At 73.0% G+C, this 22883-nt stretch carries 20 protein-coding genes and 1 pseudogene; 14 read left to right on the forward strand and 7 right to left on the reverse strand.

Going from position 1 to position 22883, the window contains the following annotated elements:
* From ACWGN5_RS38775 to sucD, 4 genes are all read left to right on the forward strand, one after another.
* Nucleotides 1-651, forward strand: a 651-nt coding sequence (locus tag ACWGN5_RS38775) for a DUF5682 family protein (RefSeq protein ID WP_453523120.1), incomplete at its 5' end; no start/stop codon positions are given.
* Nucleotides 648-1772: a VWA domain-containing protein gene (locus tag ACWGN5_RS38780; RefSeq protein ID WP_453523121.1), complete on the forward strand. Its 1125-nt coding sequence runs from the start codon at nt 648-650 to the stop codon at nt 1770-1772. The genes ACWGN5_RS38775 and ACWGN5_RS38780, both read left to right, overlap by 4 nt.
* A 400-nt stretch (nt 1773-2172) precedes the next feature.
* The gene (gene sucC / locus ACWGN5_RS38785) at nt 2173-3351 is read left to right on the forward strand and encodes an ADP-forming succinate--CoA ligase subunit beta (RefSeq protein ID WP_453523122.1); all 1179 of its coding nucleotides are present in this window, start codon (nt 2173-2175) and stop codon (nt 3349-3351) included.
* Between the two features lie 21 nt (nt 3352-3372).
* Nucleotides 3373-4257 carry a succinate--CoA ligase subunit alpha gene (sucD, locus tag ACWGN5_RS38790; RefSeq protein WP_351189857.1) on the forward strand — a complete coding sequence of 295 codons (885 nt, stop codon included), beginning with the start codon at nt 3373-3375 and terminating at the stop codon, nt 4255-4257.
* 132 nt (nt 4258-4389) lie between these two features.
* Here sucD and ACWGN5_RS38795 read toward each other — a convergent pair whose 3' ends face one another.
* Complete coding sequence (locus ACWGN5_RS38795) at nt 4390-5814, reverse strand: sigma factor-like helix-turn-helix DNA-binding protein (RefSeq protein ID WP_453523123.1); 1425 nt, start codon at nt 5812-5814, stop codon at nt 4390-4392.
* Between the two features lie 119 nt (nt 5815-5933).
* Between ACWGN5_RS38795 and ACWGN5_RS38800 the strand changes: the two genes are divergently transcribed.
* Nucleotides 5934-7421 (forward strand): cell division protein PerM, encoded by a 1488-nt coding sequence (locus ACWGN5_RS38800; RefSeq protein WP_453523124.1) that lies wholly within the window; start codon nt 5934-5936, stop codon nt 7419-7421.
* Nucleotides 7422-7425: 4 nt separating this feature from the next.
* Here ACWGN5_RS38800 and ACWGN5_RS38805 read toward each other — a convergent pair whose 3' ends face one another.
* On the reverse strand, nt 7426-8193 hold the full coding sequence (locus tag ACWGN5_RS38805; RefSeq protein ID WP_453523125.1) for a hypothetical protein: 768 nt from the start codon (nt 8191-8193) through the stop codon (nt 7426-7428).
* Between the two features lie 219 nt (nt 8194-8412).
* Here ACWGN5_RS38805 and purN point away from each other — a divergent pair, with 219 nt between their 5' ends.
* On the forward strand, nt 8413-9042 hold the full coding sequence (purN, locus tag ACWGN5_RS38810) for a phosphoribosylglycinamide formyltransferase (protein ID WP_453523126.1): 630 nt from the start codon (nt 8413-8415) through the stop codon (nt 9040-9042).
* Nucleotides 9017-10606, forward strand: a complete 1590-nt coding sequence (gene purH, locus ACWGN5_RS38815; RefSeq protein ID WP_453523127.1) for a bifunctional phosphoribosylaminoimidazolecarboxamide formyltransferase/IMP cyclohydrolase — start codon at nt 9017-9019, stop codon at nt 10604-10606. The genes purN and purH overlap by 26 nt, the downstream gene beginning before the upstream one ends.
* A gap of 54 nt (nt 10607-10660) precedes the next feature.
* Here purH and ACWGN5_RS38820 read toward each other — a convergent pair whose 3' ends face one another.
* The 4 genes from ACWGN5_RS38820 to ACWGN5_RS38835 all read right to left on the reverse strand — a co-directional run bounded on the left by ACWGN5_RS38820 (nt 10661) and on the right by ACWGN5_RS38835 (nt 14268).
* Nucleotides 10661-11134 carry a hypothetical protein gene (locus tag ACWGN5_RS38820; RefSeq protein ID WP_453523128.1) on the reverse strand — a complete coding sequence of 158 codons (474 nt, stop codon included), beginning with the start codon at nt 11132-11134 and terminating at the stop codon, nt 10661-10663.
* A gap of 36 nt (nt 11135-11170) precedes the next feature.
* Nucleotides 11171-12052, reverse strand: coding sequence for a hypothetical protein (locus ACWGN5_RS38825; protein WP_453523129.1), 882 nt, complete (start codon nt 12050-12052; stop codon nt 11171-11173).
* 129 nt (nt 12053-12181) lie between these two features.
* Nucleotides 12182-13501: a protein kinase domain-containing protein gene (locus tag ACWGN5_RS38830; RefSeq protein WP_453523130.1), complete on the reverse strand. Its 1320-nt coding sequence runs from the start codon at nt 13499-13501 to the stop codon at nt 12182-12184.
* Nucleotides 13498-14268: an FHA domain-containing protein gene (locus tag ACWGN5_RS38835; RefSeq protein WP_453523131.1), complete on the reverse strand. Its 771-nt coding sequence runs from the start codon at nt 14266-14268 to the stop codon at nt 13498-13500. The genes ACWGN5_RS38830 and ACWGN5_RS38835 overlap by 4 nt, the downstream gene beginning before the upstream one ends.
* A 189-nt stretch (nt 14269-14457) precedes the next feature.
* Between ACWGN5_RS38835 and ACWGN5_RS38840 the strand changes: the two genes are divergently transcribed.
* On the forward strand, nt 14458-15891 hold the full coding sequence (locus ACWGN5_RS38840; RefSeq protein ID WP_453523132.1) for a DUF2079 domain-containing protein: 1434 nt from the start codon (nt 14458-14460) through the stop codon (nt 15889-15891).
* Between the two features lie 54 nt (nt 15892-15945).
* On the opposite strand, the gene ACWGN5_RS38845 is transcribed toward ACWGN5_RS38840, so the two are convergent.
* Nucleotides 15946-16554 carry a hypothetical protein gene (locus tag ACWGN5_RS38845; RefSeq protein ID WP_453523133.1) on the reverse strand — a complete coding sequence of 203 codons (609 nt, stop codon included), beginning with the start codon at nt 16552-16554 and terminating at the stop codon, nt 15946-15948.
* 250 nt (nt 16555-16804) lie between these two features.
* Here ACWGN5_RS38845 and ACWGN5_RS38850 point away from each other — a divergent pair, with 250 nt between their 5' ends.
* From ACWGN5_RS38850 to ACWGN5_RS38875, 6 genes and pseudogenes are all read left to right on the forward strand, one after another.
* Complete coding sequence (locus ACWGN5_RS38850) at nt 16805-17665, forward strand: bifunctional methylenetetrahydrofolate dehydrogenase/methenyltetrahydrofolate cyclohydrolase (RefSeq protein ID WP_453523134.1); 861 nt, start codon at nt 16805-16807, stop codon at nt 17663-17665.
* Nucleotides 17666-17771: 106 nt separating this feature from the next.
* A pseudogene (locus ACWGN5_RS38855) lies at nt 17772-18146 on the forward strand (DUF3017 domain-containing protein); the annotation flags it as partial.
* A 352-nt stretch (nt 18147-18498) separates the two neighbouring features.
* On the forward strand, nt 18499-19488 hold the full coding sequence (locus ACWGN5_RS38860; RefSeq protein WP_453523135.1) for a malate dehydrogenase: 990 nt from the start codon (nt 18499-18501) through the stop codon (nt 19486-19488).
* Nucleotides 19489-19658: 170 nt separating this feature from the next.
* Entirely contained in the window at nt 19659-21407 is a 1749-nt protein-coding gene (locus ACWGN5_RS38865; RefSeq protein ID WP_453523136.1) for a hypothetical protein, read from the forward strand.
* Nucleotides 21400-21768, forward strand: a complete 369-nt coding sequence (locus tag ACWGN5_RS38870) for a hypothetical protein (protein ID WP_453523137.1) — start codon at nt 21400-21402, stop codon at nt 21766-21768. The genes ACWGN5_RS38865 and ACWGN5_RS38870 overlap by 8 nt, the downstream gene beginning before the upstream one ends.
* Nucleotide 21769: 1 nt before the next feature.
* Nucleotides 21770-22618, forward strand: a complete 849-nt coding sequence (locus ACWGN5_RS38875; protein WP_453523138.1) for a serine/arginine repetitive matrix protein 2 — start codon at nt 21770-21772, stop codon at nt 22616-22618.
* Nucleotides 22619-22883: the final 265 nt, after the last annotated feature.

A 22883-nucleotide genomic window follows, 5' to 3' on the forward strand; every position in this document is an offset into this window, starting at 1 on the left:
CCCGCCGCTCCCGCCACGCCCGCCGCACCCGCAGAGCCCGCCCCCGCCGCCCCCGCCACGCCCGCCGCCCCCGCCACGCCCGCCCCCGCCGCACCCACCCCGCCCGATGCGCCCGCACCACCCGCCGCCCCCGCCGCCGACCTCCCCGACCGTTGGGCCGGGGTGCTTCGCAGGCTTGCCGGGCGGGATCGGATACCGGGGGTCCTTCGGGGGCGGGCCGCCCGGCTGCTGCTCGACGAGGGGCGGATCGCCGACCAGGAGGCCGCGGTGCTCATGAGCCGTGCCCTCTCGCCCGGTACGCCGCCGGCCGACGCCGCCGCCTGGGTCGACGGATTCGTCGGCGGCGCCTCCGGCGGCGGGCTGCTCCTCGTCCACGACGAGCGGCTCCTCGGGCTGGTCGACGCCTGGCTGCGCGGGGTGCCGGACGAGGCCTTCGCCGATGTCCTGCCGCTGCTGCGCCGCACCTTCTCCGCGTACGAGACGGGCGTCCGCCGCACCCTCGGCGAGCTCGTCGCCCGGGGCCCCGGGTCCGGCGGGTCCGGGCCCGCCGCGCCCGGCACGCCCGGTTTCGGGACCGTCCCCGACCGCGCGCGGGCCGACGGCGTACTCCCCCTGCTCCACCTCATCCTCGGAACGGAGGCCCTCACGTGACCACCGACGAGCGGCTGCGGCGCTGGCGGCTCGTGCTGGGCGGCGGGGACGCCGACGGCACCGGCCGCGCGCTCACCGGCACCGACGCCCTCATGGACGGCGCGCTCGGCAAGCTCTACGACCAGGCCGGCGACCGCTCGGGCGGGCTCGGCGCCTCCGCGCCCTCCGTCGCCCGCTGGCTCGGAGACATCCGCACCTACTTCCCGAGCTCCGTCGTCCAGGTCATGCAGCGCGACGCCATCGACCGGCTCGGGCTCGCCACCCTCCTCCTGGAGCCCGAGATGCTGGAGGCCGTCGAGCCCGACGTGCACCTCGTCGGCACCCTGCTCTCCCTCGGCCAGGCCATGCCCGAGACGACCAGGGAGACCGCCCGGGCCGTCGTCCACCAGGTCGTCGGCGACCTGGAGAAGCGCCTCGCCGCCCGCACCCGCGCCACCCTCACCGGCGCCCTCGACCGCTCCGCCCGGATCAGCCGCCCCCGCCACCGCGACATCGACTGGGACCGCACGATCCGCGCCAACCTCAAGAACTACCTGCCCGAGCACCGCACGGTCGTCCCCGAGCGGCTCATCGGCCACGGGCGCGCCTCCCGGGCGGTCAGGAAGGAGGTGGTGCTCTGCATCGACCAGTCGGGCTCCATGGCCGCCTCCGTCGTCCACGCCGCCGTCTTCGGCGCCGTGCTCGCCTCCCTGCGGTCGCTCGCCACCCGCCTCGTCGTCTTCGACACCTCCGTCGTCGACCTGACCGAGCAGCTCGACGACCCCGTCGACGTCCTCTTCTCCACCCGGCTCGGCGGCGGCACCGACATCAACCGCGCCCTCGCCTACTGCCAGTCCCGCATCACCCGCCCCGCCGACACCGTCGTCGTCCTCATCAGCGACCTGTACGAGGGGGGCATCCGCGACGAGATGCTGAAAAGGGTCGCCGCGATGAAGGCCTCCGGGGTGCAGTTCGTGAGCCTGCTGGCGCTCTCCGACGAGGGCGCGCCCGCCTACGACCGGGAGCACGCCGCCGCCCTCGCCGCGCTCGGCGCCCCCGCCTTCGCCTGCACCCCCGACCTGTTCCCGGAGATCATGGCCGCCGCCCTGGAGAAGCGCCCCCTTCCGATACCCGAGGCCTGACGGGACGGGTGCGGAATCCGTCGTCCCCGGACCACCCACACGGGTGCCCGCGAGGCGACTGAGGCCCATATCACACCCGTACGGGAACGCCCCTCACCCCGGCGTCCGGCGCGTCGTGAGTGCCCCGAAGGCCAGTCCCCGCCTGCCGCGAGGGGTTCCCGGGCCCACCTCGGCACCCCTACGGACAGCCCTGCGGCCCGTACGGTCTGTGACCCGTATCACCGCTCTGTTGTGATCTGCGATTTAGGGACCCACGGCCCTCGGGGATAACCTGCGAGACGGACATGCCGCGTCCACGGACTCCGTGCACGCCTCCCTTGTGACAGCGCAGTCACGTTGCCCTCCGCGGCACGCCCACGCAGACAACGAACCGCGATCATCAGAAAAGGGACGGACGCGCGTGGACCTGTTCGAGTACCAGGCGAGGGACCTCTTCGCCAAGCACGGTGTACCGGTGCTGGCCGGTGAAGTCATCGACACGCCTGAGGCGGCGCGCGAGGCCACCGAGCGTCTTGGCGGCAAGTCGGTCGTCAAGGCGCAGGTGAAGGTCGGTGGCCGCGGCAAGGCCGGCGGCGTGAAGCTGGCCGCCACCCCGGACGAGGCCGTCGCCCGCGCGACGGACATCCTCGGGATGGACATCAAGGGCCACACGGTCCACAAGGTGATGATCGCGGAGACCGCTCCGGAGATCGTCGAGGAGTACTACGTCTCGTACCTCCTCGACCGCACCAACCGCACCTTCCTCGCCATGGCGTCCGTCGCCGGTGGCATGGACATCGAGGAGGTCGCCGCGACGACCCCCGAGAAGCTCGCGAAGGTGCCGGTCGACTCCAACAAGGGCGTCGACATCGAGAAGGCCCGCGAGATCGTGGCCCTGGCGAAGTTCCCGGCCGACGTGGCCGAGCAGGTCGCCGAGGTCCTCGTGACCCTGTGGAAGACCTTCGTCGCCGAGGACGCGCTCCTCGTCGAGGTCAACCCGCTGGCCAAGGTCGCCTCCGGCGACATCCTGGCGCTCGACGGCAAGGTCTCGCTCGACGAGAACGCCGACTTCCGTCAGCCCGAGCACGAGGCGCTCGAGGACAAGGCCGCAGCCAACCCGCTCGAGGCTGCCGCCAAGGCCAAGGGCCTCAACTACGTCAAGCTCGACGGCGAGGTCGGCATCATCGGCAACGGCGCCGGCCTGGTCATGTCGACCCTGGACGTCGTCGCGTACGCCGGTGAGAACCACGGCGGCGTGAAGCCGGCCAACTTCCTCGACATCGGTGGCGGCGCCTCCGCCGAGGTCATGGCGAACGGCCTGGAGATCATCCTGGGCGACCCGGACGTCAAGTCCGTGTTCGTCAACGTCTTCGGTGGCATCACCGCCTGTGACGAGGTCGCCAACGGCATCGTCCAGGCCCTGGAGCTCCTCGCCTCCAAGGGCGAAGAGGTCACCAAGCCGCTGGTCGTGCGCCTCGACGGCAACAACGCGGAGCTGGGTCGCAAGATCCTGTCGGACGCCAACCACCCGCTCGTGCAGCGCGTGGACACCATGGACGGCGCGGCCGACAAGGCCGCCGAGCTCGCGGCTGCGAAGTAAGGGACAGGGGAAACCACAGCCATGGCTATCTTCCTCAACAAGGACAGCAAGGTCATCGTCCAGGGCATGACCGGTGCCACGGGCATGAAGCACACCAAGCTCATGCTGGGTGACGGCACCAACATCGTCGGTGGCGTGAACCCGCGCAAGGCCGGCACGTCCGTCGACTTCGACGGCACCGAGATCCCGGTCTTCGGCACCGTCGCCGAGGCGATGGAGAAGACGGGCGCCAACGTCTCCGTCCTCTTCGTGCCGCCGGCCTTCGCGAAGGCCGCCGTCGTCGAGGCGATCGACGCCGAGATCCCCCTCGCCGTCGTCATCACCGAGGGCATCGCCGTCCACGACTCGGCCGCGTTCTACGCGTACGCCGTGGACAAGGGCAACAAGACCCGCCTCATCGGCCCGAACTGCCCCGGTCTCATCACCCCGGGCCAGTCCAACGCCGGCATCATCCCGGGCGACATCACGAAGCCGGGCCGCATCGGCCTGGTCTCGAAGTCCGGCACGCTGACGTACCAGATGATGTACGAGCTCCGTGACATCGGCTTCTCCTCCGCCGTCGGCATCGGTGGCGACCCGGTCATCGGCACCACGCACATCGACGCCCTCGCGGCGTTCGAGGCGGACCCCGACACCGACCTGATCGTCATGATCGGCGAGATCGGCGGCGACGCCGAGGAGCGTGCGGCCGACTTCATCAAGGCCAACGTCACCAAGCCGGTCGTCGGCTACGTCGCGGGCTTCACCGCGCCCGAGGGCAAGACCATGGGCCACGCCGGCGCCATCGTCTCCGGCTCCTCCGGCACCGCCCAGGCGAAGAAGGAGGCCCTCGAGGCCGCCGGCGTCAAGGTCGGCAAGACGCCGACCGAGACGGCCAAGCTGGCGCGCGCCATCCTCGCGGGCTGAACAGGCTGAACAGGCTGAAGAACGGGCTGGTGCGCACAGCAGCCTGAAAGCAGTACAACGCAGTACGTGAGTGGGCCCCGCCCCTCCCGGGTGACCGGGCGGGGGCGGGGCCCCTTCGCGTTCTCGTACGGGTCACTCGACCGCCGGGACCAGCCGTTCCGGGCCCGGGTGGGGCTCCGAGCGCAGCTTCTGGCGCAGCTCAAGGTCCTCCGGGCGGAGCTTCTGCGGGCCGCCGCGCACGGGCACCCCGTTGACGGCCTCGCCCGGGGCGTTCACCGGGATGTAGCGGGTCGGCGCGGTCGCCGCCGTGAAGCCGGTGACCCCGATGAGGACCGCCGTCACCCCGAGCACCGCCCGCGTCCAGGTCCGGCTCCGGCGCTCGCTGCCCGACCGGACCGAGCGGGCGGGCGGCAGGGGCGCCGTCGGCGCCTCCGCGACCAGCTCGCTCAGCCGCCGGTGCAGGTCCTCGGGGTCGGCGAGCTCCGGGATCCGCCTGCCGATGACCGTACGGGCGTGCAGCAGCCGGTTCGCGGCCGCCGGGGTGCTCGCCTCCGTCTCGGCGGCCGTCTCCGGCAGGTCGAGACCGAGCCCGTCGTAGAGCAGGACGGTCCGGCGGTACGGAGGCGGCAGTTCCAGGAGCGCGCCGAGCAGCGCCCGCCGGTACGCCTCGGCCGGCGGGGCGTCGGGGTGCTTGTGCGCGCGGCGCAGCCGGTGCCAGGGGGAGAGGGCGTACTCGTACGCCGCCGCCCGCACCCAGCCCACCGGGTCCGGGTCCTGGGCGACCTCGGGCCAGTGCTCCCAGGCGTGGTGGAAGGCGTACTCGACGGACTCGCGGGAGAGCCGGCGGCGCCCCGTGAGCAGGTACGTCTGGTGGACGAGGCCCGGCGCGGCGTACGCGTACAGCGCGTCGAAGGCCTCCTCCGGGGTGAGGCCCGGTACGGCCGGTTCGGCGGGGGCCTCGGCCGCCGCGGGTTTCAGCCGCTCCGGCGGCTTCGAGGTGCCCTTGCGGGCCGGGCCGGGGGCGATGGCCGGGACGGGGGACGGCGCCCGCGGCGGCTTGGCGGCCCGCTTGGCGGCGGCCTTGGGCCGGACGTTGGCGGAGGCCGGCGCGGCTGTCGCCGCGGGCTGGGCGGGGCCCTGGCCCTGGACCGGCGCGGCCGCCGACCGGGCCTGGGCGTGCGCCTGCGGCGGTTGGCCCTGGGCCTGCGCGGCCGTCGACCGGGCCCGGGCGTGTGCCTGCGGCGGCCGGGCCTGCTGGGCCTGCTGCCCGGACTCCGGGGCGGCCATGGGCTCCGGCGCGGGCTCCGGCATGGGCTCCGGGGCGGCCGGGAGCGGGGCCTCCGGCCCGTCCGCGCCGAGCAGTCGCGCGTACGCCTCGCGCTTGCGGCCCCGGGGAGCCGAGCGCCCGGTCTCCCAGGCTCTGACCGTGGCCTTCGTGACGCCCACGGCCTCGGCGACCTGCTCCTCGCTCAGGGCGAGGGCCTCACGCAACCTGCGCCGCTCCTTCGGGGTCGGCAGGGTGACGGAGGATGCGGAATCCGCGGTGCTCCGGCTCATCGGCGTCGACCTCCCGCAGAGCTGCTCTGGGCGGAAAAGTACATAAACGTATCTTGAGCGACACAACGGAGGTTTGCCTGTTACGCCGCAAAAGCGCGTGTCGTTGGCAGCATGACCCCGTGACCCATGCGACCGAGCAACCCCTGGTCCAGGGCGGCCGTTCCGCCGCGCTCGCCACCGCCTGTGTCCGGGGCGGGGTCGCCGCCGGGCTCGGTCTCGGCGCGCTCGCGGTCCTGGTGATCGCGGCCTGGATCAGCTCCCCGTACCCCGACAGCGGTCCCGCCGGTGCCCTGCACGTCGCCGCCGGGATCTGGCTGCTCGCGCACGGCGTGGACCTGGTCCGCACGGACACCCTGTCCGGCCTGCCCGCGCCCCTCGGCATCGTCCCGCTGCTGCTCGTCGCCCTGCCCGTCTGGCTGGTGCACCGGACCGCCCGCGACACCCTCGACCCGGGCGACGACGGCTCCCGGCCGCGCCCCTCCCCGGCCGGCGCGCTCGCCTCCGTCGCCGGGGGATACCTCCTGGTCGCGGCCGCCGTCGTCGTCTACAGCGAGAGCGGCCCGCTCCCCGCCGACCTGCTCACGGCCGGACTCTGGCTGCCCGCCGTCGTCACCGGAGCGGCGGGCGCGGGCGTCTGGACGGCGCTCGGCCGCCCGCTGCCCGGGCAGCGGCAGCCGGCCGCCGCCCTGCGCGCCGCGGGGCTCGGGACCCTGACGCTGCTCGGCGGCGGCGCGGTCGCCGCGGCGGTCTCGCTGGCCTGGCACGCGGGCCGGGCGCAGGCCTCGTTCGACGGCCTCGCGGGGGAGTGGTCCGGTCGGGTGACGGTGCTGCTGCTCGTCCTCGCGCTGCTGCCGAACATGGCCGTCTGGGGTGCGGCGTACGGCCTCGGGCCCGGCTTCACCCTCGGTACGGGCGCGCTCGCCACCCCGCTGGGCCTCGTCGGCGACCCGACCGTGCCGCCCTTCCCGCTCCTGGCCGCGCTGCCCGCCGAGGGGCGCGGCACCTGGGTCCACTGGACGGCCGCCGCGGTCCCGCTGGCCGCCGCCGTGGTGCAGGGCGTTCGCGCGGGCCGGGCGGCGCGGACCTGGGCGGCCCGGGAGGCGGCCCTGACGGCGCTCGGCGCGGCCTGGGGATGCGGGGCGGCCGTCGCCGTCCTGGCGGGCGCGGCGGGCGGCCCGCTGGGCACCGGCCGGCTCTCGGCGTTCGGCCCGGTGTGGTGGCAGGCGGGCGCGGCCGCGGTGCTGTGGGGGATCTGCGTGGGGGTTCCGGTGGCCTTGGGGGTACGGGCCTGGGGCCGCCGGGTGCCGCGCTCCCAGAGGCCGGTGCCCGTGCCGGAGCCCGCGCCGGGCCTGGTGGCGGCCGCGGTGGTCCCCGCTGGTGCGACGGAGGCCCGGCCGGAGGCGGACGGGCCCGAGGTGCCGGACCCGGAGACCGGCGGCACCCGCCGGGCCGCCGAGAGCGACCCGTACACGGACTCGTACACCGCCGCGTACACCGATCCGATCGGCGACCCCTTCGACGACCCCGGCTTCGAGCCCTACGACTACCTCCCGGCGGCCTGGGAACCGTCCCCGCCGCCGCCCCCCGCGGCCCCGGACCGGCCTTAGGGGACTACTCCCGCACCCCGAAGCCCGCGCGCAGCGGCTTCGGCAGCAGGTCGTTGCAGGCCAGCTGGCCCGCGTGGGTCAGGGCGTCGTCGCGGCACTCGTAGAAGTCGCGGTAGACGAGCTGCATGGTGAAGCCGACCGCGACGATCATCAGGGCCACGCTCGCCGCGACGAGACCGCTGATCGCCGCCGTCCGCATCGCGCGCAGCGGAGCGATCGCGGCGGACGCCCCCGCCGGCTGCCCCTCGGCGGAGTTCGGAGGGGCCGGAGGGGCCGGAGGCTGAGACGGAGACGGCGATGCCGACTGTGATGTCGACGACAGTTCCCCGGCCGCCTTCGGCTTGCTGCGCAGCGAGCTGATCGCCCAGTAGAGACCGAGGGCGCCGAGGAGCAGCGCCAGCTCCGGGATCTCGAAGATCGCGAAGAAGAAGGCCCACATGCCCGCGAGGATCGCGTACCGCGCCCGTCGCTGCGCCGGGTCCGTCGGGTCCCAGCGGAGCCCCGGGCCCTTCCCGGGCCCGCCCTGCCCCGGGCCGCCCTCCGGCCCGCCCTGGCCGCCTCCCCGGCGCTCAGGACCCCGGCCGAAGCCGTCCTGGGAGGGGCCCGGCTGGCGCGGGCTCCACCGGCCGTCGGACGGCCCCGACGAGTCCGGGGTGCCGGACGCGTCGTCGTCCGAGCCCTCCGGGCGCCGCGGCTGCCACGGCTGATCCGGCCGGCCCTCGGGCGGCGGCGCGAACGGGTTGTTGTCGTCCGTGGACTGGCGTTCCGGCATCTGCTGAACGTCTTCCCTCTGTCGTCGTGACCGCGGCCGCACCCACGGCCCCTGCTGGCGTCGGACCCTGACGCTACCGCCCTGCTCCGCCCCCGTCCCGTGGGGGCCGTCCCGTGTGCCGGTATCGTTGCTGACGGTCGAGCCATTCGTAGGGTTCCCCGTATCGAGGGGCACGATTCGTTCGTACGACCGCACAAACACCACGGAAAGAGTGACCCAGTGGCTGCCGCCCGCCTCGTCGTCCTGGTCTCCGGCTCCGGCACGAACCTCCAGGCCCTGCTCGACGCGATCGCCGCCGACCCCGAGGGCTACGGCGCGCAGATCGTCGCGGTCGGCGCCGACCGCGAGAACATCGTGGGTCTGGAGCGGGCGGAGAAGGCCGGTCTCCCCACCTTCGTGTGCAAGGTGAAGGACCACGCGACCCGCGAGGAGTGGGACCGCGCGCTGACCGAGGCCACCGCGGCGTACGAGCCCGACCTGGTCGTCTCGGCCGGTTTCATGAAGATCGTCGGCAAGGAGTTCCTCGCCCGCTTCGGCGGCCGGGTCGTCAACACCCACCCGGCGCTCCTCCCCAGTTTTCCCGGTGCCCACGGGGTGCGTGACGCCCTCGCCTACGGCGCGAAGGTCACCGGGTGCACCGTCCACTTCGTCGACGACGGTGTCGACACCGGCCCGATCATCGCCCAGGGCGTGGTCGAGGTGCGGGACGAGGACGATGAAGCCGCTCTGCACGAGCGCATCAAGGAAGTCGAGCGCTCGCTGCTCGTCGACGTCGTGGGGCGTCTCGCCCGGCACGGCTACCGCATTGAGGGACGAAAGGTTCATGTCGGTGAACACGGACACCGTTAAGCCCATCCGCCGCGCGCTGGTCAGCGTCTACGACAAGACGGGGCTCGAGGAGCTGGCCCGCGGTCTGCACGAGGCCGGTGTCGAGCTCGTCTCCACCGGTTCCACCGCCGGGAAGATCGCCGCCGCGGGCGTGCCGGTCACCAAGGTCGAGGAGCTCACCGGCTTCCCCGAGTGCCTCGACGGCCGCGTGAAGACCCTCCACCCGCGCGTGCACGCCGGCATCCTCGCCGACCTGCGCCTGGAGTCGCACCGCGCGCAGCTCGCCGAGCTCGGCGTGGAGCCCTTCGACCTGGTCGTCGTGAACCTCTACCCGTTCCGCGAGACGGTCGCCTCCGGCGCCACCCCGGACGAGTGCGTCGAGCAGATCGACATCGGCGGCCCGTCGATGGTCCGCGCCGCGGCCAAGAACCACCCGTCGGTCGCGATCGTCACCAGCCCCGAGCGGTACGCCGACGTGCTCGCCGCCGTCAAGGCGGGCGGCTTCGACCTGACCGCCCGCAAGCGGCTCGCCGCCGAGGCCTTCCAGCACACCGCCGCGTACGACGTGGCCGTGGCCTCCTGGTTCGCCGACACTGAGTCCAATGGCGGTTACACCGCGGGCGCCGCCGCCGACGACTCCGGCTTCCCGGACTTCCTGGGCGCCACCTACGAGCGCAAGAACGTCCTGCGCTACGGCGAGAACCCGCACCAGGGCGCCGCGCTCTACGTCGATGGGACGGGCGGCCTCGCCGAGGCCGAGCAGCTGCACGGCAAGGAGATGTCGTACAACAACTACACGGACACCGACGCCGCGCGCCGGGCCGCGTACGACCACACCGAGCCCTGCGTCGCGATCATCAAGCACGCCAACCCGTGCGGCATCGCGATCGGCGCCGACGTCGCCGAGGCCCACCGCAAGGCGCACGCCTGCGACCCGCTGTCCGCGTTCGGCGGCGTCATCGCCGTCAACCGCCCGGTCTCCGTCGCGATGGCCGAGCAGGTCGCGGAGATCTTCACCGAGGTCATCGTGGCCCCCGGCTACGAGGACGGCGCGGTCGAGATCCTCGCCAAGAAGAAGAACATCCGCGTCCTGAAGGCCGACGGCGCCCCGGCCAACCCGGTCGAGGTCAAGCCGATCGACGGCGGTGCCCTCCTCCAGGTCACCGACCGCCTCCAGGCCGACGGCGACGACCCGGCGAACTGGACCCTGGCGACCGGCGAGGCGCTCTCCGCCGAGGAGCTCGCCGAGCTCGCCTTCGCCTGGAAGGCCTGCCGCGCGGTCAAGTCCAACGCGATCCTGCTCTCCAAGGACGGCGCCTCGGTCGGCGTCGGCATGGGCCAGGTCAACCGCGTCGACTCCGCCAAGCTCGCCGTCGAGCGCGCGGGCGAGGAGCGGGCGGCCGGCTCGTACGCCGCCTCCGACGCCTTCTTCCCCTTCCCCGACGGCCTGGAGATCCTCACCGCGGCCGGCGTGAAGGCGGTCGTCCAGCCGGGCGGCTCGATGCGCGACGAGCTGGTCGTCGAGGCCGCGAAGAAGGCCGGCGTGACGATGTACTTCACGGGTACGCGCCACTTCTTCCACTGAGGTGACGTGCCGAGGGGGAGGGCCGCCGGGTGCGGTCCTCCCCCTCGGTGCGGGTCAGTGCATCCAGACCGAGCAGGCGCTCGCGTACACCCACTGGTGGGACCGGATGTTGTTGTTCATGGTGGCGCCGTTGGTGAAGGTGTTGCGGGACAGGTCGTCGACGAAGTACTCGCCGGGAGCGAGACAGTTGTAGCCGTACTGGTACTGGTATCCCGTGAGGAAGTAGAAGGCCACGACGTCCTTGCCGCCCGTGTAGCCCGCGTTCATCACGGACGACGCCCGGTCGGAGGAGCCCGCGAAGCCGCCGCCGGCCGCGCTCCAGTCGGGGTCGTTGCCCGCGTCACGGCCGAGGTAGTCGTAGCAGTACGTGCTGTCGTACGCGTACATGTAGCCGTTGCGGCCCGGCCAGATGTCGTTGCAGTGGTTGCTCGTGGTGCCCGTGCCGGACGCCTGGGCGGCGGTGGCGGGGGCGATCAGGCCCGCGACGGCGAGGCCGAGGGCGGCGACGGACGTACCGATCCTGCGCATGGTTCGCTCCTTCGGTGGAGGGGTGGTGCGGGTCGTTCAGACCCGGGCGCCGGTGATCCCGGCAGCCCGCTCGTAGGCCCCGCGCTGGAGCCGGCGATGGGCGTCGAGCTCCTCGCCGTACTGGCCGCGCAGGGCGTTCAGGTAGTGCGTCTGGCGCTCGCGGGCCACGGCGGCCAGCGAGGAGTCGCGGGCACAGCGGGCCTCGGCGACCGCGATGCGGACCTCGGTGCCGTAGTCCCCGGACCGGGCTGCCGCGTCGCGGGCGGCGGTGGGGTCGGCGTACGCGTGTCCCGACCGCTTCATGCACCCGGCCCAGGCGGTGAGGGCGGTCGTGAACCGCTCGTCCCGCATGACCCGGGGCACGTAGAGCGGCTGGAGGTTGCTGACGACCTTGTCGGCCCGGAACCAGGCGTCCGGGTCCCCGTACAGGCGCTTCTCCGCCTGCTCCGAGCAGCCGCCGAGCCGTTTGCGGACGGTGCCGCCGCCCGCTCCCGTCGGGATCGCGGTGGCGAGGACCCTCGCCGCGCGCCCGCCGTCGAGCGCCGTGTCGTAGGCCGCGCGCCGCTCCGGGGAGAGCGTCGCCCGGTAGTTCCCGTTCGGGTTCGCGCGCCTGGCCCGGTCCTCCTCAGCCCGGATCCGGCTGCCGTAGCCGTGCTTGCGCGCCCACTCCACGTCGTCGCCGACGTAGCCGGGCGCGCGGCTCTCCTCCAGGCTGAGCCGGGGACTCGTCCAGTACGAGAAGCCGGCCCGGTTCATGCACTGCTTGATCAGCACCTCGTCGGCGTCCGAGATCCGCAGCTGCTCGGCCTGCGTGAGCTCGCGCTCCGGCGGGGCGGCGGGGTCCGGTCGCGAGCAGCCGGTCGTCACCGCCGCGACGACGGCGACGACCGCGCCCGCGCGAACGAGCAGGTGCTTCATCCTCGGCCCCCCTGGTGACTGCGCCGCCCGTCCGCGGCGCAGTCACACCCTGCGGCCGCCGGTGGCCGCGGGGTACCTCGTAACTCCTAGGGAAGCGCTACGGGCGCGCGTCGCCCCAGGTCAGGGCCGTCAGCAGGTCTTGGCCCAGGTGTGCGAGGCGATCGGCCGGCCGATCGCGAGGTCGCGGCGCGCGCCCTGCCGGACGCAGCCCAGGCCGTCCTTCAGGTTCTTCTCCGCGAAGTAGGTGACGTGGACGAAGCCCTTCGGGTCGGCGGAGCCGTTGTTGAACACCGAGCGGGGCGCCCGCTGCCGCGCCCAGCCGCAGACCGTGTCGCCGTCGAACCACTCGGGATCGTCGTTGAACCAATCGCACATCTCGCCCTGTCCGCCCGCCTCCGAGAAGAAGCAGACGTTGCCCGGCGCGCACCGCTCGTACCCGGCGGCGGTGTTCTCTCCCGCCGTCCGTGCCGGTTCGTCGCGCAGGGAGTCCAGGCCGAAGCCCGCCGCGGTCAGCACGGCGAGCGACACGGCGAGGAGCGGGACGAGCCGTCCGCGGCGGCGCGGCATCCGGCCCGCGGCCGCCTCCCTGACCCGGCGGAGCAGGGACGTCGCGTCGTGGCCTGCCCGCTCCTCGTGGCTGCGGCTCAGACAGTCCGTGACGATCTCCCGCCAGGGTTCCGGGAGTTCGGGGGAGAGGCGGAGTTCCTCCTCGCCGCGCGCGTAGCGCAGGGTGGCGTCCCGGCGGGCGGTCGGCGTGCCGCCGGGCAGGGGGGAACGGCCGGTGAGGACGAGGTGGGCCAGGACACCGAAGGCCCACACGTCGGCGCTGGGCCGGATGCGGGTGCCCCGGTCGCCGAACTCCGACCAGAGCAGCTCGGGCGGGGTGTAGTCGGGCGTGGCGAAGCCGGAGGCGTAGGCGTGGCTGCCCTCCAGCTCGCTCGCCGTGCTGAAGTCGCCGAGGCGGACGCTGCCGTCCTTCATGAGCAGGACGTTGGCCGGCTTGAGGTCGCCGTGCACCCAGCCCGCCGTGTGCAGCTGGTGCAGTCCCTCGCAGATCTGGACGAGCAGCGCGGGCCCGGACGGCGGCGGAGCGGCGGACCCGGAGAGCAGCGACTGGAGCGGGCGCTCGGCCTCCTCCAGTACGAGGACGGTGGCGCCGTCCAGGTCCGGCTGCGCCGGGTCGTCGACGGTGAGGGTCTCGTACAGCCGGATCAGGCGGGGCGAGCGGAGCCGGCTCAGCAGTTCGACCTCGCGTTCGGCGAGGTCGCGGAGGTGGCGCAGCTGACGCGGGGTGCGGGTGCCGGTCGGGAGGAACTTGAGGGCGGCCCGGGAGCCGTCGCTCCGCCGTGCCGCGTACACACTGCCGAAGGCTCCCGCGCCCAGCGGGCGTTCGACGACCCAGTCGCCGATCTCGTAGCCGACCGGCACGGTCAGGGGGAAGGCGGTCACCGTACGACCTCCGCCAGGGTCGACAGATCGTCCTCGCGGACCAGGTCGAAGCGGAGGGCGAGGGAGACCAGGGACTCCTTCTTGCCGTTGAGGCGGGGGCCCGCGTCGGCTCTGTCGGGGCCCGGCTTGAGCCGTAGCTTCACCGCCAGGTAGTCGATGTTCCACTGCACGGAGGCCCGGTTCACCGCCGGCCACATCGGGCGCAGCCGCCCCACGATCTGTTCGACCGTCGGCAGCGGCGCGTGCGGGGCGCCGCGCAGGCGGGACTCGCAGAGCGCGGCGAGGACGAGGAAGTAGCGCTTGGTGCGGTCGAGGGGGAAGGCGAGCGCGGTGGGCTCGCCCTCCCCGAAGGTCTGCGCGCACTCCACGTAGTCGTGGCGGGGTGCCCAGACGCAGAAGTCGAGCAGGTCGCCGCCCGCGGGCAGGACGACCCGGGAGAACTCGAACGGCACCGGGGCGTCGATCCGGCCCGGTGCGATCTTGATGTGCTCCCCGGCGCCCTCCGGGTTCTCGACGACGTAGGTGGTGGCGGTGCTGAAGTTGCTGAGCGTCCAGTAGCTCGCCGTCGCGCCGATCTCTCCGGCGGTGCGGGACACCCCGGGGTGGGGGATGTCCAGGTGGCGACGGTGTTCGCCGGCCGTGCGAGGGGTGGTGCGGCCGGGGTCGTTCGGGGTGGTGCGGCCGAAATGGAGCCTTTCGCCGGGCGCCAGTCTGACCTGGCTTCCGGGGTCCGCGGCGTGTGCGGGCACCACGATGATGCTGTACATGACGCTTCCTTTCCCCGAGGTCTGCGGGGGTCAGGCTAGGAAGCGCCGATAAACGAATGCAGAACGTCATCGTCCGTGTACGCAGCCGGACGGGGACCCGGGGAGGGCCGGCTGCGACAGATCCGCCGAACGGGTGGACTCTGGTCTAATGGGTTGCTCTTTTGTCGGCCGCCGGTTGTGGGGGACGTGGTGTTGGACGTACTGAACAGGCCCGCTGCGGAGTCCACCGACGCGGAGCCGTCCGACGGCCTCTCCCCGGCCCCGCTGCGCCCGTACCTGATCCTCGCGGGCGTCCTCTGCGCCCTGTACTTCCTGTACTCCTGGGTGCAGTACGCGCACTTCCGCACGCCGTCCTGGGACCTCGGGATCTTCGGGCAGTCGGTCCGCGCCTACGCCGAGTTCCGGGCCCCCGTCGTCGACATCAAGGGCCCCGGCTTCCCCATACTCGGCGACCACTTCAGCCCCGTCACCGCGCTGCTCGCGCCGCTCTACTGGATCTGGCCCTCGCCGGTCTCCCTGCTCTTCGGGCAGGCCGCGCTCTTCGCCGCCTCCGCGGTCGTCGTCGGCCGCACCACCCAGCAGATCCTCGGCAGCCGGGCCGCCGGCATCGGGCTCACGATCGCGTACGGCCTGTCCTGGGGGCTCCAGGAGGCCGTCAAGTCCGACTTCCACGAGATCGCCTTCGCCGTCCCGCTGCTCGCCCTGACCTGCCGGGCCCTGCTCCTCGGGCGCTGGACCGCGGCCGCCGCCTGGTCCGCCCCGCTCGTCCTGGTCAAGGAGGACATGGGCCTCACCGTCGCGATGGTCGGCGCGGTCCTCTTCCTGAAGGGGCGCAGGCGGCTCGGCGCGGCCCTGGCCGGCTTCGGCGCGGCGGCCTTCGCCCTGACGGTCCTCGTGCTGATCCCGGCGGCGAGCAAGCTCGGCCAGTACGACTACTGGGCGAAGATCGAGAAGACCGGCACCGGCGCCGACACCTCCTTCGGGCAGGTCATCGGCGACGCCCTCGCCTCCGGCGAGCGGTGGGAGATGGTCTTCTACCTGCTCGCGATCACCGGCTTCCTCGCGCTGCGGTCCCCGCTGGTCCTGCTCGTCCTCCCGACCCTCGGCTGGCGCTTCCTCTCCCAGGACGCCAACCACTGGGGCATGCACTGGCACTACAGCGCGATCCTGATGCCGGTCGTCTTCCTGGCCCTCGTGGACGGCGTCCGCTCGGTCCGCACCTCGCCGCGCGCCTGGCTCGTCTCGTACGGGAAGGTCGTGATCCCGGTCTCGACGGCGGTCGCGCTCGTCCTGGCCGCGAACCTGCCGCTGCGGGAGCTGACCAGGGCGGAGACGTACCGGACGGACGCCCGGACCCTGGAGGCGCGGGCGGCGGTCGACGCGGTGCCCGAAGGGGCGAGCGTCGAGGCGGACGTCTCGCTCCTCGCCCACCTCACGGCGGACCACCGGGTCTACTGGGTGGGCACCTCGAAGGGGGCCACGCCGGACTACCTCGCCTTCGACCTGCGGGGCTGGGGGCAGCAGGTGTCGGATCCGGCGCAGCTGGCTTCGCAATTGCATCCGGAGGCGCGGTACGAGATCGCCTACCGCTCGGACGGCTTCGCGGTCCTGAAGCGGCAGTGACACGCGGGAGGGGCGGGATCCGGAGAACGGATCCCGCCCCTCACCGCTTCACGCTCAGTACTGCTGCTTGTTCCGGTTGAACCAGGCCGAGCCGTCCGACTTCGCCGTGAAGACGATGATCATGACGCCGAGGGCGAGGCTGATGACGCCGACCGGCAGCGAGAAGAGGCTGAACAGCACCGCGAAGGAGGCCCAGACGATCGCGCCGATCCGGACGCCGTTGCCGCCGGACTTGAACTTGGCGGCGAGCACCATGCCGAGGATCGCGAAGATCAGCGAGATGACACCGGCGCCGATCATGATGCCCTGGCCGAGGTTCGCGAAGGTCTCCTCGTCGCCGGACAGGGGGCCCTGCTTCTCCAGCTCGCTGGTGAGGGTGAAGGAGAGGCCGATGGCGGCGATGCCGCCGATGAGGTTGAGGACGCTCATGATCCACAGCATCACGCGGGCGGACTTCACACCGCCGGGCATCTCCATGACCGCGCCCGGGTACCCGCCGTACGGCGAGACCGGCGGGGCCGCCGGGTAGCCGTAGCCCTGCTGCGGGACGCCCTGCGGGGCCTGCTGCGGGTAGCCGTACCCGGGCTGACCCTGCGGCTGGCCGTATCCGGGCTGCTGTCCCTGCGGCTGGCCGTAGGGGTTGTTCGGTTCGCCGAAGCTCATCGCGGGATTCCTCCGTGAATTTCTCTGTGCGGGGACGACGCGGCCCGCGCGGAGGACCTTCACGGCATTTGAGCGGATCTCCCCCCGGCACTTTCCGCGGTACTACGCGGATCATCGTCGTCGCAACCTCGACTTCTTGTCCAGTCGCTATGTCGCGGAGTTGTGCAGATGCAACCTGTCGTTCCGCATCGCCGTCCCCCGGGCGGGAGCGAATTGGAACAAGGCGGGGGTCATCCGGGAGGATGTCTCCATGAGCGCCCAGATTCTCGATGGCAAGGCCACCGCAGCCGCGATCAAGTCCGATCTGACCGTCCGTGTGGCGGCCCTCAAGGAGAAGGGCATCACGCCCGGCCTGGGCACGGTCCTGGTCGGCGACGACCCGGCCAGCCAGAAGTACGTCGCCGGAAAGCACCGCGACTGCGCGGAGGTCGGCATCGCCTCCATCCAGCGCACCCTGCCGGGCACCGCCACCCAGGAGGAGATCGAGGCGGTCGTACGGGAGCTCAACGAGGACCCGGCCTGCACCGGCTACATCGTCCAGCTGCCGCTGCCCAAGGGCATCGACGAGAACCGCATCCTGGAGCTGATGGACCCGGCCAAGGACGCGGACGGCCTGCACCCGACCAACCTCGGCCGGCTCGTCCTCAACGAGCCCGCCCCGCTGCCCTGCACGCCGAACGGGATCGTCACCCTGCTCCGCGCGCACGGCGTGGAGATCAACGGCGCCGAGGTCGTGGTCGTCGGACGCGGCGTCACCATCGGGCGCCCGATGCCGCTGATCCTCACCCGCCGCTCCGAGAACGCCACCGTGACCCAGTGCCACACCGGCACCCGGGACCTGGCCGCCCACCTGCGCAACGCCGACATCATCGTCGCGGCCGCCGGCGTGCCGCACCTGATCAAGCCCGAGGACGTCAAGCCGGGCGCGGCCGTCCTCGACGTCGGCGTCTCGCGCAACGGCGAGGGCAAGATCGTCGGAGACGTGGACCCCGGCGTCGCCGAGGTGGCCGCCTGGATCTCCCCGAACCCCGGCGGCGTGGGCCCGATGACCCGCGCCCAGCTCCTCGTCAACGTCGTCGAGGCCGCCGAGCGCGCGGCCGCGGCGCTCTGACGTGAGCTCCGGGACCCCGGGGGCGCCCGGGAACCCGGACGGGGCCGGGTCGCCGAGCGAGGGAACGAAGCCCGCCGCGGGCGGCTTCAAGCGGCCGAAGCCCACCCTCACCACCGACACCGCGCGTCCCGAGGGCGGCGGCCGGGCGGCCCCCGGCGACGCCCCGGCACCCGCGCGCCAGTGGCCGCTGCTCACCGTCCTCGTGCTCGCCGGGCTCGGGCTGCTCGTGGTGGGCACGGACCCGTTCCCGCAGGCCTTCCGGGTGGGGGCGATCCTGGTCGGGGCCGCGCTCCTCACGGGGGCGGCGCTGCGCCGGGCGCTGCCGTCCGTCGGCATGCTGGCCGTCCGCTCCCGCTTCACGGACATGATCACGTACGGGGTGATGGGCGGCCTGATCGTATTGCTCGCGCTCATGGTCCAGCCGGGTCCCTGGCTGAGGATCCCGTTCCTGGAGGACGTGCTCCACCTCACCGTGACGTGAGGTTCCGGCTCGTGAGGAACGGCGCCCGCCCTCTCCCCCGTGGGAGGGCGGGCGCCGTCACGATCAAGGGTCATGTACGTGCCAAGGCTGGTTCAAGCTCCGTCGGCGCGCTGTGGCACGGAAGTGACCATTCCGCTACGTCGGCCCCGCGTCGGACTCCGCCGCACGGGTCCGGAGGGCTCCCGGACGGGTGGCAGTGAGCCGGACCACAAGGGGGTGGGGATTCGAGGGGGCCCGGGTCGGATAGCCTGACCGCTGGATATCTCTTCATGTCGAGACACCGATCGATCAAGAGAGCTATCCCGCACCAGGGGCAGGGACCCCCACCGCCAGCTGTCTTACGGAGATCGCCATGACCCGCACTCCCGTGAATGTCACCGTGACCGGCGCGGCCGGCCAGATCGGCTACGCGCTGCTCTTCCGCATCGCCTCCGGCCACCTGCTCGGCGCGGACGTGCCGGTCAAGCTGCGCCTCCTCGAGATCCCGCAGGGCGTGAAGGCCGCCGAGGGCACCGCCATGGAGCTCGACGACTGCGCGTTCCCGCTGCTCAAGGGCATCGACATCTTCGACGACCCGAACAAGGGCTTCGAGGGCGCCAACATCGGCCTGCTCGTCGGCGCCCGCCCGCGCGGCCCGGGCATGGAGCGCGGCGACCTGCTCGCCGCCAACGGCGGCATCTTCAAGCCGCAGGGCGAGGCCATCGCCGCCCACGCCGCGGACGACGTCAAGATCCTGGTCGTCGGCAACCCGGCCAACACCAACGCCCTGATCGCCCAGTCCGCCGCCAAGGGCGTCCCGGCCGAGCGCTTCACCGCGATGACCCGCCTGGACCACAACCGCGCGCTGACGCAGCTGGCCAAGAAGACCGGCTCCTCGGTCACGGACATCAAGCGCCTCACCATCTGGGGCAACCACTCCGCGACCCAGTACCCGGACATCTTCCACGCGCAGATCGCCGGCAAGAACGCCGCCGAGATCGTCAACGACGAGGCCTGGCTCGCCGACGAGTTCATCCCGACCGTCGCCAAGCGCGGCGCCGCGATCATCGACGCCCGTGGCGCCTCCTCCGCGGCCTCCGCCGCCAACGCCGCCATCGACCACGTGTACACCTGGGTCAACGGCACCGCCGAGGGCGACTGGACCTCCATGGGCGTCCCGTCCGACGGCTCCTACGGCGTCCCGGAGGGCCTGATCTCCTCCTTCCCCGTCACCTGCAAGGACGGCGCGTACGAGATCGTCCAGGGCCTGGAGATCAACGACTTCTCCCGCGCCCGCATCGACGCCTCCGTCAAGGAGCTCTCCGAGGAGCGCGACGCGGTGCGCGAGCTCGGCCTGATCTGAAGCTGAATCAAGCTTCACACTCCCGGCGCCCCCGGGCCGTACGACCGACCGTACGGCGCGGGGGCGTCGTTTTTCCTGCCGACAGGGAACCCCCGACTCACCTATGCTGGCCCACCGGTCCCGGCCAACTCGGCCGTAAACATGGACGGTTCCACACAATCGGGGGAGTTTTGGCGCAGTCGTTCGTACCTCATCAACCCAGCGGACCGCCCAGTACGCCGCCCGCCGCCGTCGACCCGCGCCGCTTACCGGCCGCCAGCGAGGCCACCCGGCTGCTCTGCGCCGGCACGTACCTCGACGACGGATTCCGCGACGCGGTCATCGACCAGCTGTACGTCCACGAGGAGCGCTTCGCCGCCCCCTCCCTCGGCTACGACGCGAGCCGTGTCCTCGCCCACGCGCTGCGCGCCCGCCGCGTCGAACTCGCCTGGGCCGTCGGCATCCTCGCCCTCTGGATCGTCGCGATCCCCCTCACCAAGGGCCTGATCGCGCTCCTCGTCGTCCCCTTCCTGGTGCTCGGCATCGCCCGCTGGGTCCGCGGCACGTCCGCCACCACCCCCGTGTACCGGGTCGTCGCCGCGTTCCTGCTGCGCTGGTACGGGCGGCTGATGTTCCTCCAGTCCACGCTGTTCCTCCTCTACCTCGCCTCCGCCGACGAGGAGTCCGGAGAGTTCGGCGGGGACCTCCTCGCCGACACCACCGACTTCCTCGACCTCGCCGCCACCCTCACCTCCCAGGAGATCTGGGGCATCGGCAGGCTCGAGGTGTGGATCACCATCGCCGTACCGTTCCTCGTCGCCTGGGCGGTGGCCACCCAGCGCGGCCAGTTCGCCCGCGCGCTCACCCAGGAGCTGTCCCGCGAGCGCTTCGCCGACCAGCACTCCGACCCGGCCGAGGCCTCCGAGAGCGCCCGCTTCCGGCGACTGCGCGACCGGATCCGCGTCGAGCAGCACGCCCGGCTGGTCATGTACGGCTCCGACGACCCCTTCTGCGGCGCCGGCTCCCCGTACGAGCCCTGGTCGCTCTCCATCGAGCTGCGCCCCCGCAAGAACCTCGACGGCAAGACCCCCGAACCGCTCGACAACAGCACCGTCCTGCGGCACGTCGTCCCGCTCCTGGAAGCCCTGCGCGTGCCCGCCCCGCACGGCTCGCCGCAGCTCCAGGCCGCCGTACGGGACCGGCTGCGCGAGCTGGAGATCGACGAGGTCGTCTTCCTGCCCGTCGACGGACTGCCGGCCCGCACGGCCGCCCCGTACAGCCCCGAGGGCTTCGAGGCGCACCGCTCGGGCGCCGTCGAGGAGGGCGGCGAGACCCGCCGTCACTTCCTCCGCGTCCGGGTCGGCGGCTGGGGCGAGGAGATCGTCACCACGGTCTTCGTCCGCGTCCACACCCAGGGCGGCATGCTGATGCTGGAGGTCGCCCCGCACGTCCTGCGGCCCGTGAAGCCGCTCTACCGGTACGCCGACCGGATCGCCCACCGCTACCGGCACAACCACCACTTCGGCAAGGCGGTCTGGGCGCTCGGCCGGACCCCGCGCTCGGCCGGACAGGCCCTGATCACCGTCGGCCGCGCGCTCGGCCACCTGTGGCGGGTGCTCACCGCCGGCCACGCCAACGCGCTGCCCGAGGGCCCGTGGGTCTCCGTCCGGGAGCTGGGCTCCGACGACGAGGCCTCCCTCTTCCAGGAGATGGACGTCAGCCGCTACCTGAAGAGCGTGCAGGACCGGGTCGCGAACGGCGTGACGGTCGCCCTGCGCGAAGCCGGGTACGAGACGGCCGAGTTCGAGCAGAAGATCGTGCACGTCGCCGAGGGCGGCACGTTCATCGAGAACACCAAGGGGAACGTGACCGTCGGGCACCACAACACCGTCACCAACAAGACCTTCACCACTTCGACGACCGGAGGCGACCGTGGCTGACCACCCGGGCAACGGCATTCACGTCAACAACACCAGCGGCAACGTCACCATCGGCGACAACAACACCGTCACCAGCACCGTGCACGGCAGCCGGCCGGCCCGCGACCCGCAGCAGGAGGCTCTGCTCCAGGCCATCCGGCGGTTCCGCACCGACCTCGCGGGCGTCGTCCCCAGCGAGCAGACCGCCGCGCTCGACGCCGAACTCTCCGACGCCGAGGACGAGATCGAGGGCACCGGACGTGCGGGCACCGGCCGGCTGACCGCCCTGCGCCGCGCCCTCACGGACGCGGGCGCCGTGGCCGGGATCCTCGCCTCGGGCGTGGCCGTGGGGCAGGCCGTCGGCGCCCTGCTCGGAGGATGAGATGAGCGGGGCCCGCTGGAACGACGAGACGCAGAGCTGGGAGAGCTCGGAGAGCGGGGGAGCGACGGCGGACGCACCGGTGGCCCCGCCGGTCGCCGTCCCCGTCGCGCCGCCCCCTCCCCCTCCTCCGGCCTACGCCCCGGAGTACGTCCCCGAGTCCGGCGGCTGGGCCTACCCCGCGCCGCCCGCCCCGGCGGCGCGGCCCCGTCCGCGCGCCGCGCTGGCGGCGGGGGTGGCGGTGGCCGTGGTGGCGGCGGGGTCCGTCGGGGCGTGGCTTCTGTGGGGCGGGAAGGAGGGCGACGGTGGCGGCACGGTTGCGTCTCCGCCGGCCACGGTCTCGTCCCCGCCGGAGACGCAGTCCCCGACGACGTCGGAGCCCTCCTCGGCCCCGGCCCCGGCCCCGGCCCCGGAGGATGAGCCCCCGCCCGGCTACCGGGTCCAGCAGGACCTCAAGGGCTTCACGATCGCCGTGCCCGAGGGCTGGAACCGCACCGAGTCCGACCAGGGGGTGTTCTACAACGCGCCGGACGGGCGGAGCCTGGTCCAGGTCTTCGTCGTCCAGGAGCCGGGCCTGACGCCGTACGAGGCGTTGCGCGGGGCCTCCGAGGACGGCCGGGCCAACAAGCCGGGCTACCAGGAACTGAGCCTCGAACGGGTCGGCTCGGACGCGGCGGAACTGGTGTACGCGTACGACCGGGACGGCGGGCGGCGCAAGGTCGTCGACCGGGCGTTCGTGGCGTCGGACGGGAACCAGTACGCGATCCTGGCGGCGGGCCCGGAGCCGTCGTGGCCAAAGCAACGCGAGATCCTGAAGGTAGCCCTGGCGTCCTTCGAACCGGGCCAACACTGACCGCTGCGGGCACGCGCTCCGCAAGGGGCGGAGCCCACCCGCCCGGACGGCGCCCCGCCCGTTGTGGGCAATCGTTCCGCTGGGGCGGAACGGGTGGGCACAACGGAACGGCGCCCTTGCCGGCGCCCGAGGCTCCCGCGCCTGAACCCGCACCCCGAGTGACGGCGCACTGGTGGTGCGGGTCAGGGCGCGGAACGCGGAGGCGCCGCTGGGCGCGCCGTCCCGTGTGCCCACCCGTCCCGCCCCAGCGGGACGATTGCCCACA

Source organism: Streptomyces sp. NPDC055815, from assembly GCF_053616475.1.

What these genes read in the sequence shown, in the direction of transcription:
- sucD (WP_351189857.1), top strand. Translation starts at nt 3,373, where the DNA reads ATGGCTATCTTCCTCAACAAGGACAGCAAGGTCATCGTCCAGGGCATG.
- ACWGN5_RS38795 (WP_453523123.1), bottom strand. Translation starts at nt 5,814, where the DNA reads ATGAGCCGGAGCACCGCGGATTCCGCATCCTCCGTCACCCTGCCGACC.
- ACWGN5_RS38805 (WP_453523125.1), bottom strand. Translation starts at nt 8,193, where the DNA reads ATGCCGGAACGCCAGTCCACGGACGACAACAACCCGTTCGCGCCGCCG.
- purH (WP_453523127.1), top strand. Translation starts at nt 9,017, where the DNA reads ATGTCGGTGAACACGGACACCGTTAAGCCCATCCGCCGCGCGCTGGTC.
- ACWGN5_RS38820 (WP_453523128.1), bottom strand. Translation starts at nt 11,134, where the DNA reads ATGCGCAGGATCGGTACGTCCGTCGCCGCCCTCGGCCTCGCCGTCGCG.
- ACWGN5_RS38825 (WP_453523129.1), bottom strand. Translation starts at nt 12,052, where the DNA reads ATGAAGCACCTGCTCGTTCGCGCGGGCGCGGTCGTCGCCGTCGTCGCG.
- ACWGN5_RS38835 (WP_453523131.1), bottom strand. Translation starts at nt 14,268, where the DNA reads ATGTACAGCATCATCGTGGTGCCCGCACACGCCGCGGACCCCGGAAGC.
- ACWGN5_RS38845 (WP_453523133.1), bottom strand. Translation starts at nt 16,554, where the DNA reads ATGAGCTTCGGCGAACCGAACAACCCCTACGGCCAGCCGCAGGGACAG.
- ACWGN5_RS38850 (WP_453523134.1), top strand. Translation starts at nt 16,805, where the DNA reads ATGAGCGCCCAGATTCTCGATGGCAAGGCCACCGCAGCCGCGATCAAG.
- ACWGN5_RS38860 (WP_453523135.1), top strand. Translation starts at nt 18,499, where the DNA reads ATGACCCGCACTCCCGTGAATGTCACCGTGACCGGCGCGGCCGGCCAG.
- ACWGN5_RS38875 (WP_453523138.1), top strand. Translation starts at nt 21,770, where the DNA reads ATGAGCGGGGCCCGCTGGAACGACGAGACGCAGAGCTGGGAGAGCTCG.